The organism is Acinetobacter sp. OYA S30, assembly GCF_033599315.1.
Lineage (GTDB): Bacteria > Pseudomonadota > Gammaproteobacteria > Pseudomonadales > Moraxellaceae > Acinetobacter > Acinetobacter baumannii.
In genome coordinates, this window is record NZ_JAWVAV010000016.1 from 14,460 (window position 1) to 28,114 (window position 13,655).

12 protein-coding genes are annotated in these 13,655 nt (G+C 40.6%); 9 read left to right on the top strand and 3 right to left on the bottom strand.

Annotated elements, in window-relative coordinates:
* Window positions 1-24: 24 nt before the first annotated feature.
* Window positions 25-936 (bottom strand): LysR family transcriptional regulator, encoded by a 912-nt coding sequence (locus R5R67_RS09860; RefSeq protein ID WP_001163448.1) that lies wholly within the window; start codon window positions 934-936, stop codon window positions 25-27.
* 98 nt (window positions 937-1,034) lie between these two features.
* On the opposite strand from R5R67_RS09860, the gene R5R67_RS09865 reads away from it, so the two are divergent.
* Entirely contained in the window at window positions 1,035-1,631 is a 597-nt protein-coding gene (locus R5R67_RS09865; protein ID WP_001062873.1) for an NAD(P)H-dependent oxidoreductase, read from the top strand.
* A gap of 56 nt (window positions 1,632-1,687) precedes the next feature.
* On the opposite strand, the gene pobR is transcribed toward R5R67_RS09865, so the two are convergent.
* The gene (gene pobR / locus R5R67_RS09870; RefSeq protein WP_001139492.1) at window positions 1,688-2,503 is read right to left on the bottom strand and encodes an IclR family transcriptional regulator PobR; all 816 of its coding nucleotides are present in this window, start codon (window positions 2,501-2,503) and stop codon (window positions 1,688-1,690) included.
* A gap of 141 nt (window positions 2,504-2,644) precedes the next feature.
* On the opposite strand from pobR, the gene pobA reads away from it, so the two are divergent.
* The 8 genes from pobA to phnX all read left to right on the top strand — a co-directional run bounded on the left by pobA (window position 2,645) and on the right by phnX (window position 12,136).
* Window positions 2,645-3,859: a 4-hydroxybenzoate 3-monooxygenase gene (gene pobA, locus R5R67_RS09875; RefSeq protein ID WP_000353520.1), complete on the top strand. Its 1,215-nt coding sequence runs from the start codon at window positions 2,645-2,647 to the stop codon at window positions 3,857-3,859.
* 175 nt (window positions 3,860-4,034) lie between these two features.
* On the top strand, window positions 4,035-4,757 hold the full coding sequence (locus R5R67_RS09880; protein WP_000434324.1) for a UTRA domain-containing protein: 723 nt from the start codon (window positions 4,035-4,037) through the stop codon (window positions 4,755-4,757).
* Between the two features lie 91 nt (window positions 4,758-4,848).
* Window positions 4,849-5,886 carry a putative 2-aminoethylphosphonate ABC transporter substrate-binding protein gene (locus tag R5R67_RS09885; protein WP_000816400.1) on the top strand — a complete coding sequence of 346 codons (1,038 nt, stop codon included), beginning with the start codon at window positions 4,849-4,851 and terminating at the stop codon, window positions 5,884-5,886.
* A gap of 22 nt (window positions 5,887-5,908) precedes the next feature.
* Window positions 5,909-7,111 carry an ABC transporter ATP-binding protein gene (locus R5R67_RS09890; RefSeq protein WP_001166814.1) on the top strand — a complete coding sequence of 401 codons (1,203 nt, stop codon included), beginning with the start codon at window positions 5,909-5,911 and terminating at the stop codon, window positions 7,109-7,111.
* Window positions 7,105-8,814 carry a putative 2-aminoethylphosphonate ABC transporter permease subunit gene (locus tag R5R67_RS09895; protein WP_000930932.1) on the top strand — a complete coding sequence of 570 codons (1,710 nt, stop codon included), beginning with the start codon at window positions 7,105-7,107 and terminating at the stop codon, window positions 8,812-8,814. The genes R5R67_RS09890 and R5R67_RS09895 overlap by 7 nt, the downstream gene beginning before the upstream one ends.
* A gap of 101 nt (window positions 8,815-8,915) precedes the next feature.
* Window positions 8,916-10,070 (top strand): TIGR03364 family FAD-dependent oxidoreductase, encoded by a 1,155-nt coding sequence (locus tag R5R67_RS09900; RefSeq protein WP_001057864.1) that lies wholly within the window; start codon window positions 8,916-8,918, stop codon window positions 10,068-10,070.
* 26 nt (window positions 10,071-10,096) lie between these two features.
* Window positions 10,097-11,284, top strand: coding sequence for a 2-aminoethylphosphonate--pyruvate transaminase (gene phnW / locus R5R67_RS09905; protein ID WP_009520436.1), 1,188 nt, complete (start codon window positions 10,097-10,099; stop codon window positions 11,282-11,284).
* Window positions 11,285-11,320: 36 nt separating this feature from the next.
* Window positions 11,321-12,136, top strand: coding sequence for a phosphonoacetaldehyde hydrolase (gene phnX, locus R5R67_RS09910; protein WP_000210521.1), 816 nt, complete (start codon window positions 11,321-11,323; stop codon window positions 12,134-12,136).
* Between the two features lie 225 nt (window positions 12,137-12,361).
* On the opposite strand, the gene R5R67_RS09915 is transcribed toward phnX, so the two are convergent.
* Window positions 12,362-13,612, bottom strand: coding sequence for an MFS transporter (locus tag R5R67_RS09915; protein WP_000224785.1), 1,251 nt, complete (start codon window positions 13,610-13,612; stop codon window positions 12,362-12,364).
* Between the last annotated feature and the right edge of the window lie 43 nt (window positions 13,613-13,655).

The window sequence follows — 13,655 nt, forward strand, 5'->3', positions numbered from 1 at the left end:
CAAGTGGACGAGGCCTTTTTTATTTTAAGCTTGTTTGTTCAGTTCAGGGGGTAAATGCTGCGCCAAATAATCAATTGCAAGACGGGTTTTGAGTGGCATAAAAGGCAGTGTAGGCCATACCAAATGAATCGGAAAAGCAGTGCTCGACATGGCGTCTAACACTTGTACCAGCTTACCGTCCTGTAATTCATTTTGAATGAGCCAGTCGGGTAGCCAAGCGATACCAGCTCCAGCAAGCGCTGCATTTTTAATAGCTTGTAGATCATTTAAAAGAAGTTTTGCTTTCGGTTTAATAAATAAAGGCTCGTCATTTTCCTTTTGAAGTCGCCATTTTTGCATTTGACCAAAATGCGGATCGGCAATAGTCGCATGATGGTCTAAGTCCTCAATATGTTCTAGGGGACCTGTTTCATTTAAATAGTCAGGTGAGGCACAAAGTAGCATTCGATGCTCACCAATCGGCTTGGCAACGAGCTGAGTGGTGTCAGGCAATGCCCCGATTCTTATACATAAATCAAAACCTTCTTCGATCAAGTCTACATTTCGGTCATTAAATGAAATTTCTAACTGTAAGTCCGTATGCTGCTGAGCGAATTTAACCATGAGCGGGGCAGCAAAGAGTTGTCCAAAAAGTACAGGCACAGATATTCTTAATCGGCCTGTTGCGTTAATTTTCCTTTGGTCTAATAAAGCTGCTGCATTTTGTATTTCACTTAATGCTCGACGGCTATGTTCATAAAACAAAGCACCTTCATCAGTCATGCTGAGCGAACGTGTTGTTCTTTTAAATAGAACTACACCAAGCTGTTCTTCAAGCCGAGCAATATTTTTACTTATGGCTGAGCGAGTTAAATGCAATTGCTCGGCAGCTTTTACAAAACTTCCAGCTTCAACCACAGTCACAAATATAGAAATTGCACTTAGCTCATGTTGCATGATTGTTGCCTAAAAGGAACCAATGATAAGAAATAATATCACCACTGTTGAATTTATTGTGGGATTAATATGGCTTCATCAAAAACGTGGAGATGGTCATGGCTAAAATATTGGTATTAAAATCCAGCATTATGGGTGAGGGTTCACAAACCAATCGTCTAATCGATGTAATGCTTGAGCACCGTAAAGACCAAGGTTTGCAAGATGACATTATCATACGCAATTTAGCTGAAATGAATCTGCCTGTATTAGATCTAGAAATTTTCCAAGCGCTTCGTGGGGCTGAAAATGTAAATCAAGACATTCAACGAATCGTTGCTTTGTCTGATGAATTAATTGCTGAATTAAAAAGCGCTGATTTATTGGTCATTGGTGCACCCATGTACAACTTAAATGTCCCGACTCAACTTAAAAACTGGTTTGATTTGGTGGCACGAGCAAGACAAACATTCCGCTATACCGAAACTTATCCTCAAGGTTTGGTTGAAGGGGTAAAAGCGGTGGTGGTAAGTAGTCGGGGTGGTATTCATGTCGGCCAAGAAACTGAGGCAGTCACGCCTTATCTCAAAGCAGTGTTAGGGCTAATGGGCATTCATGACGTCGATTTTATCTATGCAGAAGGCTTAGACATGCAGGCCTATCGCAGCAATGCTTTAGATTTGGCAAGCCATCAAGTTAAAGAATTCGCTTTTTAAAATTATGAGTTGAAACTCTTGTACCTCTAATTGATGACGAGAGTTTCTAAGTCTATTTAAATTACATTTCTAAGTTCATTTGCCGTGTTACGCAGCAATGGCAAAATTTGCTGAACCAAATAATCTTCTTGTATGCGGTTGGTTTGAGACATGCAGTTAAGTGCTGCCACTGCTTGACCTTGTGCATTAAAAACGGGCACGGCAATCGCAATTACACCAAGTTCATGTTCTTCTTTAGAAAGACAATAATCCGATAACGAAATACCCTTAAGCACTTCAAAAAACTTTGACTCATCTACTATGGTAAAAGGCGTTAAGCGTTTTAAACCGTAATTTTTTACCCACGTATGTTGGGCTTCTTCAGGTAGTGCTGCCAGCAATACTTTACCCGTGGAAGTGGCATGGGCAGGGAGACGGTTTCCTAAATGCATGCCATAAGGGCTAACGCGCAAATTATCTTGCTGTGGTAAATAACTACGGGCAATCGGCACCACTTCGTTATCGTCTAACACCACAATCGAAAAAGTCAGCGACGTCTGCGCGCACAAAAGATTTAAAAATGATTGAGCAACTTTAGGCAGGTGGGCAGAGCTTAGATAAGAACTCGAAAAGCGCAGCACGCGATGAGTGAGCCAAAAGTAATGTTCATCAGTTTCTAAATAGCCTAAGTATTTTAAAGTTTTTAGGTAACGCCTTGCCGCTGTACGACTAATACCTGTTCGTTCTGCCACTTGAGTGACATTAAGCCGCTGGCGATCTGTTCCAAAAGCTTCCAATAAAGCCAAGCCTTTTGCTAATCCTGCAATGTAGTCATCTTGACGAATTTTCTCATGCGAGTTCGGGTGCTCTAGAAAAGCATCGAGAGAAGGCATCCTTTCATTCCTGTTATTTTGGTTGTTTCTGTCCGCTATTCGGACAAACTAAATGATAAACGGTTATTTTCGTCTTGGATACATAGTGAACAAAACTTAAAGCCAGTAATTTAAAAGTCAGGATGAAACAAGGATGAAGTTATGGATATTTTAAAGACACAGGTTGCAATTATTGGTTCTGGACCAGCAGGGTTATTGCTTGGGCAACTTCTATATAAAGCTGGCATCGATCATATTATTGTTGAGCAACGTAGTGCTGAATATGTGGCTTCACGGATTCGTGCAGGAATTTTAGAGCAAGTTTCGGTCGACTTACTGAAACAAGCCGGCGTTGACCAAAACTTAAAAGAAAAAGGATTACCGCATTCGGGCATTGAAATCTTAACCAATGGTGAGTTACATCGGGTTGATTTAGCCGCACTCACAGGTGGTAAACAAGTGACTGTATATGGTCAGACCGAAGTCACTAAAGATTTAATGACTGCGCGTGAAGCAGCACAGCTCACTTCATATTATGAAGCTCACAATGTACAAGTGAAAGACTTTTACACTGCACCAAAAGTTGAGTTTGAGTACCAAGGTAAAGCCTTTCAAATTCAGTGTGACTTTATAGCAGGGTGTGATGGCTACCACGGTGTCTGCCGTGCCAGCGTGCCTGAAGATAAAATTAAGACCTTTGAAAAAGTTTATCCATTTGGCTGGTTAGGGTTATTGGCCGATGTCCCACCTGTAGCCGATGAACTCATTTATGTACAGTCTGAACGTGGATTTGCTTTATGTAGTATGCGCTCAGAAACACGTAGCCGTTATTATTTACAAGTCCCTTTAACAGATCACGTCGAAGACTGGTCGGATGAAAAGTTCTGGGATGAGTTAAAAAACCGCCTAGATCCTGAAAGCCGTGAAAAGTTAGTGACAGGTCCTTCTATTGAAAAAAGTATCGCGCCGTTACGTAGCTTTGTGACCGAGCCAATGCGTTTTGGAAAACTATTTTTAGCAGGTGATGCTGCGCATATTGTTCCACCAACAGGAGCAAAAGGCTTAAATCTCGCTGCATCTGATATTGCTTATTTATCAAGCGCACTCATTGAATATTACGCCGAAGGTTCCGAACAAGGGATAAATGAATACTCTGAAAAATGCCTACAACGCGTATGGAAAGCAGAGCGTTTTTCTTGGTGGATGACTCATTTATTGCATCGTTTTGAAACTGAAAGTGAGTTTGACCATAAGATTAAACAAGCCGAGTTGAGTTATGTACTGGGTTCAATTGCGGGTAAAACAACCTTGGCTGAAAACTATGTCGGGTTGCCTTATGAAATTAAGCAAATTGATAGTTTTAAGCACGCCAGCTAAAGACTAAGTAAAAATAAAAAAGGCATGAAAATGCTCTTTTTTTATAGAAAAATTTAAGTGGGCCGTACTAGCTTAAGAGATTGTTTTGCTTAAAAGATCAGCATTAATAAAAGCTTTTGTCATATTTTTTCAGTATATTGCTATTAATTTCTTTATTTATAAATTCTAAGTTTGTATGGAACAGGACCAAGCACGCATACCTAAATATATTCCTATTCGCGATGCAATTGCCCATGATATTGAATCTGGCGTATTAGAAGCCCACGCAAAACTCCCTTCGGAAAGAGTACTTTCGGAACAATTCCAAACCACACGAGTGGCTGCACGTGAAGCTTTACTGGCTTTGGAAACTGATGGTCTGATTTATCGACTAGACCGCCGTGGTTGGTATGTTCGTTCTCCTCGTATTATTTATCATCCGCAGTCGACTAAAAACTTTAATCAGTTCGTGATTGAACAAGGTTATGAACCTTCGACAGAAGTGATTTCGAGTGAGCTAACGACAGCTACTTCTTGGGATGCCAAACATTTAAAAGTTGAAAAAGGGCATCCGATTTATTCAGTTTGGCGACGTCGTTGTATTAATGGTCGACCTGTTTTGGTTGAACATTTACGTGTGAATGCCGAGCTTTTTCCCGAGTTTTTAACTCATGATCTCAAGCAATCCATTACTTTACTGATGGCAAATCAATATAACTGCCATATCACCAGAGCTGATATTAATCTGTATCCAACAGCTTTATCGGAACAGCAGGCCAAAGCACTGCATGTGAATGTTGGCGCGCTTGGTTTATATATTTGCCGTAGCAACAGAAATGAAGAAGGTGTGATTACTGATGTTGACCAAGAATATTGGCTACATGATGTTTTAGATTTACATTTCGAAGCGCGAGCATAAAAATGCAATCTGGTTTAAACCAGATTAATTAAACTGTCATATAAAGCTGTTGAAATACCATCATCAAATAATTGCATTCGATGGTTTGCAGATGAAACAGTATGTTCAACAGACAATTAAACTCGGTACTGCATCAGTTTTAGGTGTAGTAGTTGCTATTCAAATGGGATGTTCATCAGCAACATCAAAACAATCAGAAGAAATTACAGTCTATACGGCAGTGGAAGCCGACCAACTTAAGCAATACCAAGAAGAATTACACAAAGCTTATCCTGAACTCAAAGTAAAATGGGTACGTGATTCAACTGGTGTAATCACCGCCAAACTTTTGGCAGAGCAGAAAAACCCACAAGCGGACGTGGTTTTTGGTGTGGCTTTAACCAGTTTGTTGGTCATGGAAAAGAAAGACATGCTTGAGCCTTTTAAACCTGAAGGTATTCAAAATTTAAAACCAGAATTTGTAAGTCAAAAACCTGTACCAACGTGGACGGGTATGGATGCATGGGAATCTGCAATTTGTGTCAATAAAGTCGAATTAGAAAAACGTAAGTTACCGATTCCAAAAACTTGGAAAGATTTAACCAACCCAATTTATAAAAACTTGATTGTGATGCCAAACCCAGCTTCGAGTGGCACAGGCTATTTAGATGTCACGGCTTGGATGCAGATTTGGGGCGAAAAGCAGGCATGGGACTATATGCAGGCTTTAGATAAAAACATTTCACAATATCCTCACTCGGGTTCAAAACCTTGCAAGATGGCAGCACAAGGTGAAATTCCAATTGGTGTTTCTTTTGGTTATCCGGCATTTAAGTTAAAAGCAGAAGGTGCACCTTTAGAAGTGGTTTATCCAACTGAAGGTTTAGGCTGGGAAATGGAAGCCTCAGCAATTGTGAAAGGAACCAAGAAATTAAGTAGCGCGCAAAAATTTATAAATTGGTCGGTAAGCAAAGCGGCAAACGAAGCCTATGCCCATAACTTTTCAATGGTGGCCTATAAAGGCATTGAAAATACTACTATGGACTTCCCGAAAAATCTTCCTCAAATGCTCATAAAAAATGATTTTTATTGGGCGGCCGAGCAGCGTGAACGTATTTTGGCTGAATGGTCAAAGCGTTTTGAAAAGTGATCTTTGGGATAAGGGCCTCATTATGCAAATACCTTCGTCATTGCAGTCATCGCTGCTAGGTCAAAATCAAAAGGCCGAGTTAACAGGGCATTTATTGTCGACCTTAACGACCTATAAATATCCTGAACATGGCCCCTCAGTTTTAGAAGTGATGGATATTCAAAAAAAGTTCCAACACTTTCAGGCCCTAACGCATATTAATTTAGACCTGAAAGCGGGCGAGTTCGTGAGCTTTTTGGGACCTTCTGGATGCGGTAAAACCACATTGCTACGCATAATTGCGGGTCTAGAAAAACCTGATTATGGAAAAGTCATAAAAAAGGGCGCAGACATTACGTTGCTAAGTGCTGAAAAGCGTCACTGTGGCATTGTGTTTCAGAACTATGCGTTATTTCCAAACTTAAATGTAGAAGAAAATATTGCGTTTGGCTTAGACAAAAAGAAATGCGATAAGGCACAGCGTAGCCAACGAGTTCAGCAATTATTAGAGCTGATTGAGTTACCTGATATTGCTAAAAAATATCCAAACCAATTGTCGGGTGGTCAGCAACAACGTGTTGCGCTTGCTCGGGCAATTGCACCGAAGCCTGATATTTTACTGCTCGATGAACCGCTTTCTGCACTTGATGCTCAGGTACGTCTAAAGCTAAGACAAAAGATCCGTTCGATTCAATCACAGCTTAATTTGCCGACCATTATGGTCACACACGACCAAGAAGAAGCATTAAGCATTTCTGATCGTGTCGTGGTGATGAATCATGGTGTCATTGAGCAAATTGATACACCGCACAATATTTACTACAAGCCACAAAGCCAATTCGTTGCAAAGTTTATTGGCACCATGAACTTTATGATTGCGACTTGTTCGGTAGTTAATCAGCTCGAGGTTCTAGGTTTTATTCCTCTAAATTTGGAGCAACAAAAACTTAAAGTAGGGGAAAATTACAGCATTGGTTTTAGACCCGAAGCTGTCGAGTTGGTTGATGATTTTGGTAGTGATAAAGAGTCGTTGTATTTGCCAGTTAAAGTATTAAGCACTGAATTTTTAGGTGCCAAGCGTCGTTTATTTTGCGCTATTCATATCGATGGAATTGAGCAGGCAAAACACCTTTTGCAAATTGAAATTGAAAATACCAAGTTCAAAACTTTGCAAGAACTGATGTTTATAAAAGTGCCTAATCAACTCATTCATGTCTTTGACGAACACGGGTACGCACTATGTTAAATGAAGCTGCTTCAGCGGTTTTAAAAACACAGCCGCGTCGAAAAACTGAATATTCATTAAGATCAAATATTGCTTTGGCTATGGTCGCAATCGCTTTAACTTTAGCGATTATTGCTCCATTAATCATGCTGTTTGAAACTGCATTTTTTGATGAAAATCAAAATTTTGTTGGTCTTGAAAATTTTTATAATTATTTTGATAGTCCAGCTTTACTCAGCTCTGTATTTAACTCGGTGTGGGTTTCTTGTGCTGCCACTGTCATTACAGTATTTCTTGCCAGTATTTATGCTTTTGCACTCACCAATGTGAATATAAAAGGCAAAGGCTTCTTTAAACTGGTGGCTTTTTTACCGATTTTAGCGCCTTCACTTTTGCCTTCTTTGGCACTGGTTTATTTGTTTGGTAAGCAAGGTGTGTTTAAACCTTTGCTGGGCGATATACAAATTTATGGTCCAATCGGTATTTTAATCAGTTATTGCTTTTGGCTATTTCCAGCAATTTTAATGTTGATGATGGTGTCTTTTCGCAGTGTCGATCAGCGTTTAATTGAGGCATCTTTGTCGCTCGGCAAAAATATCTGGAAGACGCATTACCACGTCACACTACCTGCAATTCGGTATGGACTCATCAGTGCAAGTCTAGTGGCCTTTATTTATGTGTTGACCGATTTCGGAATTCCGAAAGTCATTGGCGGTTCATTTAACATGATGGCGCTTGATGTCTATAAACAGATTATTGGTCAGCAAAACATGAGCATGGGTGCGGTGATTTCCATCTTATTGTTGCTACCAGCAGTGTTTGTATTTATTTTTGATCGAATACAAAGCAAGCGGCATGCACGGTTTCAAGCCTTTCAGGCTAAACCTTATGTTTCAGCATCGAATAAAAAACTTGAAGTCGTTCTAAGCATATTTTGTGGTTTGGTTTCAGCTGCGATTTTACTGATTATCTTTACGGCAGTGCTGGCTTCATTCATTCAGTCTTGGCCTTATGATTTGTCTTTGACCTTAGCACATTACAGTTTTGAATATGTCGATGGCGGCGGTTGGGCAGCGTACTTTAACTCGGTTCGCATGGCACTCTTTAGTACGGTTTTTGGAACAGCACTGATTTTTATGGTAGCGCTATTAACCGAACGTTTTAAGGCACATCCATTCATTAAAAACTATGTGCAAGCTTTGGTTTTATTACCTCTTGCTGTGCCGGGGCTGGTCTTGGGTATAGCCTATATTTTGTTTTTTAACCAGCAGAGTAATCCGTTAAATGTGCTGTATGGAACCATGACCATTTTGGTGATTTCAACCATTGTGCATTATTACACCGTGCCACATCTGACTTTAACCAATGCGATTAAACAAATTCCGCTACAGCTCGATCAGGCAGCACAAACTCTAGGAACATCGAAGTGGAAAACCTTTTGGAAAGTGTATTTGCCCATGTGTTTTCCAGCGCTATGCGATGTATCGGTCTATATTTTTGTCAATGCCATGACGACTGTATCGGCTGCCATTTTCCTCTATTCACCAGACACCAGTTTAGCTGCGGTAGCTGTTTTAAATATGGATGATGCGGGAGATACTGTTGCTGCTGTTGCGATGAGCATTTTGATTTTAACCACCTCATGTGTTGTAAAACTCATTCACTGGTTATTTACCCGAAAAATTATGGCAAGAAGTCAGCAATGGCGTGAAAGTTCTCACTAAGTTTTAGCTAAACACAATTTTTATTTAACCGACTGAAACGAAATGCTTTGTTCAACAAGGCAAGGGTTTATTCATCCTAAATTTCGCAAATTGGAAGTCTTATGAATAATGCACAGTTTGATTTAATTGTTGTCGGAGCCGGTATTTTAGGTTTGTCCGCTGCAATACAGGCACAAGAACAAGGCTTGAAAGTTTGCATCTTCGAGAAAAATGCCAAGCCTGTGGGCGCAACTCGCCGTAATTTCGGCATGGTCGGAACATCGACCTTAACCCATCCAGAGCAACAGTGGCGAAAGTACGCACTTGAAACGCGTTCTTTTTATCAGCGTATTCAAACTGAAACCGATATTTCATTTGAGCAAAGACAAGGTGTGTATCTCGCCAATACGGCACTTGAATGGCAGGTTTTAAATGAGTTTGCCGAGCGTGCAAATAGCTACCAAATTCCAGTTCATTTGTTTAGCCATGAGGAATTGGTCACCCAATTTTCTTATTTAAATCCTTCGCAGCAGTTTCAAGGCGGTTTGGTTTTTGAAGAAGACTATTCGGTCGAACCGCATGTGATTGGGCAGCGACTGTTGGCATATGCCGAAAGAAACGGCGTAAAGATTTATACCAATGCCTGTGTTGTTCAAACCCAATATCAGAAGGAAAGTTGTCAGGTTCGTTTGGCAAGTGGCGAGGCATATCGGGCAAATAAAGTTTTGATCTGTCACGGTGAAGTCATCGATGTTTTATATCCAGATCTTTTACAAAGTTTGAATCTGAAACGTTGTGGTTTGCAAATGGCCCTGACTCAACCGTTTCACCAAAACTTAAATGCTTCTCTTTATTCAGGCTTATCTATTTCACGTTATCCGGCTTTTGAAATTTGCCCAAGTCATGCCGAGCTAGTTAAAGCATCACAGCAGGGTTTCATTAAAGAATTCGGTATTCATATTCTGATTAAACAAAACGAATTTGGCGAACTGATCGTAGGCGATAGTCACGAATATCATTCTATTAATGAAGCGCCTCAGTTCGAGCAGCGTGAAGAGATTAATGAATTTATCCAAGCTTACTGCCATGAAAAATTAGGGCTGACTTTACCTCCAATTCAAAAACGTTGGAATGGTTATTACCTGACCCATGAACATGAGTTGGCCTGTGTCGCTGAAGCTGAAAAAAATATCTTTCTGGTGAGTGCGATTGCTGGCAAAGGCATGACTACAGGGGCTGGCTTTATGAAAGATGTATTGGAACAAAATATTTACTAGTTTGTCATCTGGTTTAAACCAGATTGATGTATATTGAAATGAACGCGAAAGAAATGAGTAACATTATGAACATGCAACCCCAACTCGATATGGATTTAGAGAACAAGTATTTGCTTCTTACTCCAGGACCATTATCAACATCGGCAACAGTACGCCGTGCCATGCAAAAAGACTGGTGTACTTGGGACCAAGAATACAACTCGCTGGTACAAGATATTCGCTCTCGTCTAGTCAACTTAGCAACCAGCCAACCTGAAAAATATACGGCTGTGTTAATGCAAGGCAGTGGAAGTTTTGCTGTGGAGTCTGTGCTTGGGTCAGCTATTCCGCGTGATGGCAAAATCTTGATTATCAATAACGGCGCATACGGTGCACGTATGGTGCAAATGGTACGTTGCCTAAATATTGAAGTGATCGAGCTGAACTATTTAGAAACCCAAACACCAGATTTACAAGAGATTGAGCGCGTTTTAGAAGATAAAACCATTAGCCATGTTGCTTGTGTGCACTGTGAAACCACCACAGGTATTTTAAATCCGATTCAAGAGATAGGCCGTTTAGTTAAAGCAGCAGGAAAAATCTGGATTGTGGATGCCATGAGTTCATTTGGTGGTGTACCTATGGATATTGCCGAGCTTGAAATTGATTTTCTGATTTCAAGTGCAAATAAATGCATTCAAGGTGTTCCGGGCTTTGGTTTTATTTTGGCAAAGCGTGATTGTCTAGAAGCATGTAAAGGTTTGGCACGTTCGGTTAGCCTCGATTTGTATGATCAGTGGAATACCATGGAGCAGCATAACGGCAAATGGCGTTTTACCTCGCCAACCCATGTGGTACGTGCATTTTATCAAGCATTGCTTGAGCTTGAGACAGAAGGCGGTGTTGCTGCACGTTATCAACGTTATTTACAAAACCAACAAACCTTATCGCAAGGTATGCAACAACTTGGCTTTGAATTGGTACTCGGTAAAGAGTGTCCACAATCACCCATCATTACCACTTTTCTGTACCTGACAGCCGAAACATTTAGCTTCCAGTCATTTTATGAAACGCTGAAAAAATCAGGCTACGTAATTTATCCAGGCAAAGTCACAGATCTCAACTGCTTCCGTATTGGCAATATTGGCGAAGTTTATGTACAGGACATTGAAGGGCTTCTTGCTGCGATTGCCAGCTACTGCGAAAACCATCTAAATCAAGCTGTAACAGTATAGTTTTTATTAAAACATTTGAATTAAAGGGAATACACCATGACAACCAACAACACACAAATTCAGGCTGTTGTTTTTGACTGGGCTGGTACAACAGTAGATTTTGGCTCACGCGCACCAATTTTGGCTTTTATGGCTTTATTTAAAGACAATAAAGTTGAAATTACGGTTGAAGAAGCGCGTGCCCCAATGGGCTTAGAAAAACGTGACCATATTGCAGCAGTTTTAGAAATGCCACGTGTGGCAGCTGCATGGCAGGAAGTATATGGGAAGCCTGCAACAGAAGCAGATATTGACCGTTTATATAAAGATTTTATTCCTTATCAGTTAAATTCTATTCCGAAATGTTCTGCTTTAATTCCGGGCGCATTAGAAACGTTTGAAAATATTAAAAAGCGTGGTGCAAAAATTGGCAGTAACACGGGCTATGCATCCATGATGATTGGTCGTTTGGTTAAAGATGCTGCCGATCAGGGCTATCGACCAGACTGTATCGTTACTGCCAGCGACGTGAAATATGGCCGTCCATATCCTGAAATGCTATGGAAGAACTTAATTCAACTCGACGTATCTGACATCAAAACTGTTGTAAAAGTAGATGATACCGTGGTGGGTATTGATGAAGGTTTAAATGCGGGATGTTGGACAGTCGGGCTTGCAATTAGTGGCAATGAAGTCGGTTTAAGCTATGAAGAGTGGAGCGCATTATCGGCCGATGAACAGATTGTGCTAAAAGATAAGGCATACCAAAAAATGAATGCGTCGGGCGCTCACTATGTGATTGATAGTGTCGCTGATTTGCCAAATGTTTTAGATGATATTGAACGCCGTTTGGGGCAGGGTGAACGACCTTAAACAAATGTTTCGGTCTATATCTTTTTAAGCTTAGCTCCCTTGGGAGCTAAGCTTACCTAAAAAATTAAAATGAAGAGTAATAAACTCTACATAGGTGGAAATAAGGAATAACTTTGAAACGTCAATTCCTTATTTCCTGCTAACCATCTAAAACATATGTTTAGATCGTTAGTACCATCAATCCTATAGGCACAGAACCAATAGGATTTTTTGTGATGGATCTCTTTACGACTTTTGAGGGTCGTATATTTTTTCTTTAATGAATAGGGCTGGTATCACACCACAAATGAGGTAGGCAGCACCCATGACGACAAAGCCTAACCCAATTGAGCCGCCAGAGGCTAAGAAACCAATCGTTGCAGGGGCTAATGCAGCGCCTAAACGTCCGACGTTATAAGCACCACCAATGGCTGTACCGCGAATGGCTGTCGCAAAGCTTTCGGTCATGTAGGTTGCATTTACGCCATACGGGATGCCGTAGAGGAAACCAAAGGTGACCAGTAAATATAAAATGTTGCTTGGTGAGTTATAAAAAACGATCAGAGGTAGGAAAATAGCAGTACCAATTGCACCAAAAGCATAGGTAAAGCGACGCCCTAATTTATCGGCCATCATACCCGCAAGAACTTTACCTAAAATCATAGCGGTATATGTACCTACCATATAGGCCGTCATTTCTTTGAACTTCATACCCAGTTCGCTTTCTAGATATGAAGGCATCCAGTTATTTACACCATAGTAGCCAAACTGTAAAAAGCCTGCCGTTAACGCCCATAGGATAAACATATTACGGTTTCGTTTATCTTGGAAAATAAGCTTAAATGCTGAAGTTTTTTGAGCATTCTGAGCCACAACAGGTTGTTGTAGTCGAGACTTTTGCCATGCTTCTGGTTCTGGTACAAGAATATGCATGAGGACAGCAATAACAACAGGAATAATCGCAACATAAAACAACATGCGCCAGCCATGATCGGGAATAATCCAGCCTGCAAGCAAGGTCGCAACAATATAGCCGACGGTCCAGCCAGCTTGTAAGGTTCCAAGTACTGTGGTGCGATAACGGGTTGGGACATACTCGGCCATGAGGGTATTACAGGCGATATAGAGTGAACCCAAACCCAGTGATGCAAAAAATCTTAAAATACCAAACTGAAGAAAGCTTTGGGTGAAACCTAAGCCACAGGTGAGGAGCGAGAAAGTTAAAATAGAAATAACCACAATGCGCACGCGACCAAATTTATCGCATGCCCATCCCCCAAAAATTCCACCAACAGCCATACCTGCCAATGTAAAACTGCCAAGCATACCTGCTTGTACTGAACTTAATCCAAAATCTGCCTTAATACTATTTAAGCTGTAAGACAGCAGCATCAAATCTGCCCCATCTACCAATAGTGCTAGAAATGCAAAAATAAATGCTATTTTCCACGTATGAGGTTGTATACGAGAAAGACCTTCTTCGTAATTTGTAGCCATAATCCATTACCTACATTTGATTGAAAGCACTTCAAGTCGTTTT

Excerpts from the sequence above, each read along its gene's own strand:
- R5R67_RS09900 (WP_001057864.1), top strand. The coding sequence starts at position 8,916 with ATGAATAATGCACAGTTTGATTTAATTGTTGTCGGAGCCGGTATTTTA.
- R5R67_RS09885 (WP_000816400.1), top strand. The coding sequence starts at position 4,849 with ATGAAACAGTATGTTCAACAGACAATTAAACTCGGTACTGCATCAGTT.
- phnW (WP_009520436.1), top strand. The coding sequence starts at position 10,097 with ATGTATATTGAAATGAACGCGAAAGAAATGAGTAACATTATGAACATG.
- pobR (WP_001139492.1), bottom strand. The coding sequence starts at position 2,503 with ATGCCTTCTCTCGATGCTTTTCTAGAGCACCCGAACTCGCATGAGAAA.
- R5R67_RS09860 (WP_001163448.1), bottom strand. The coding sequence starts at position 936 with ATGCAACATGAGCTAAGTGCAATTTCTATATTTGTGACTGTGGTTGAA.
- phnX (WP_000210521.1), top strand. The coding sequence starts at position 11,321 with ATGACAACCAACAACACACAAATTCAGGCTGTTGTTTTTGACTGGGCT.
- R5R67_RS09895 (WP_000930932.1), top strand. The coding sequence starts at position 7,105 with ATGTTAAATGAAGCTGCTTCAGCGGTTTTAAAAACACAGCCGCGTCGA.
- R5R67_RS09865 (WP_001062873.1), top strand. The coding sequence starts at position 1,035 with ATGGCTAAAATATTGGTATTAAAATCCAGCATTATGGGTGAGGGTTCA.
- R5R67_RS09915 (WP_000224785.1), bottom strand. The coding sequence starts at position 13,612 with ATGGCTACAAATTACGAAGAAGGTCTTTCTCGTATACAACCTCATACG.
- R5R67_RS09890 (WP_001166814.1), top strand. The coding sequence starts at position 5,909 with ATGCAAATACCTTCGTCATTGCAGTCATCGCTGCTAGGTCAAAATCAA.
- R5R67_RS09880 (WP_000434324.1), top strand. The coding sequence starts at position 4,035 with ATGGAACAGGACCAAGCACGCATACCTAAATATATTCCTATTCGCGAT.
- pobA (WP_000353520.1), top strand. The coding sequence starts at position 2,645 with ATGGATATTTTAAAGACACAGGTTGCAATTATTGGTTCTGGACCAGCA.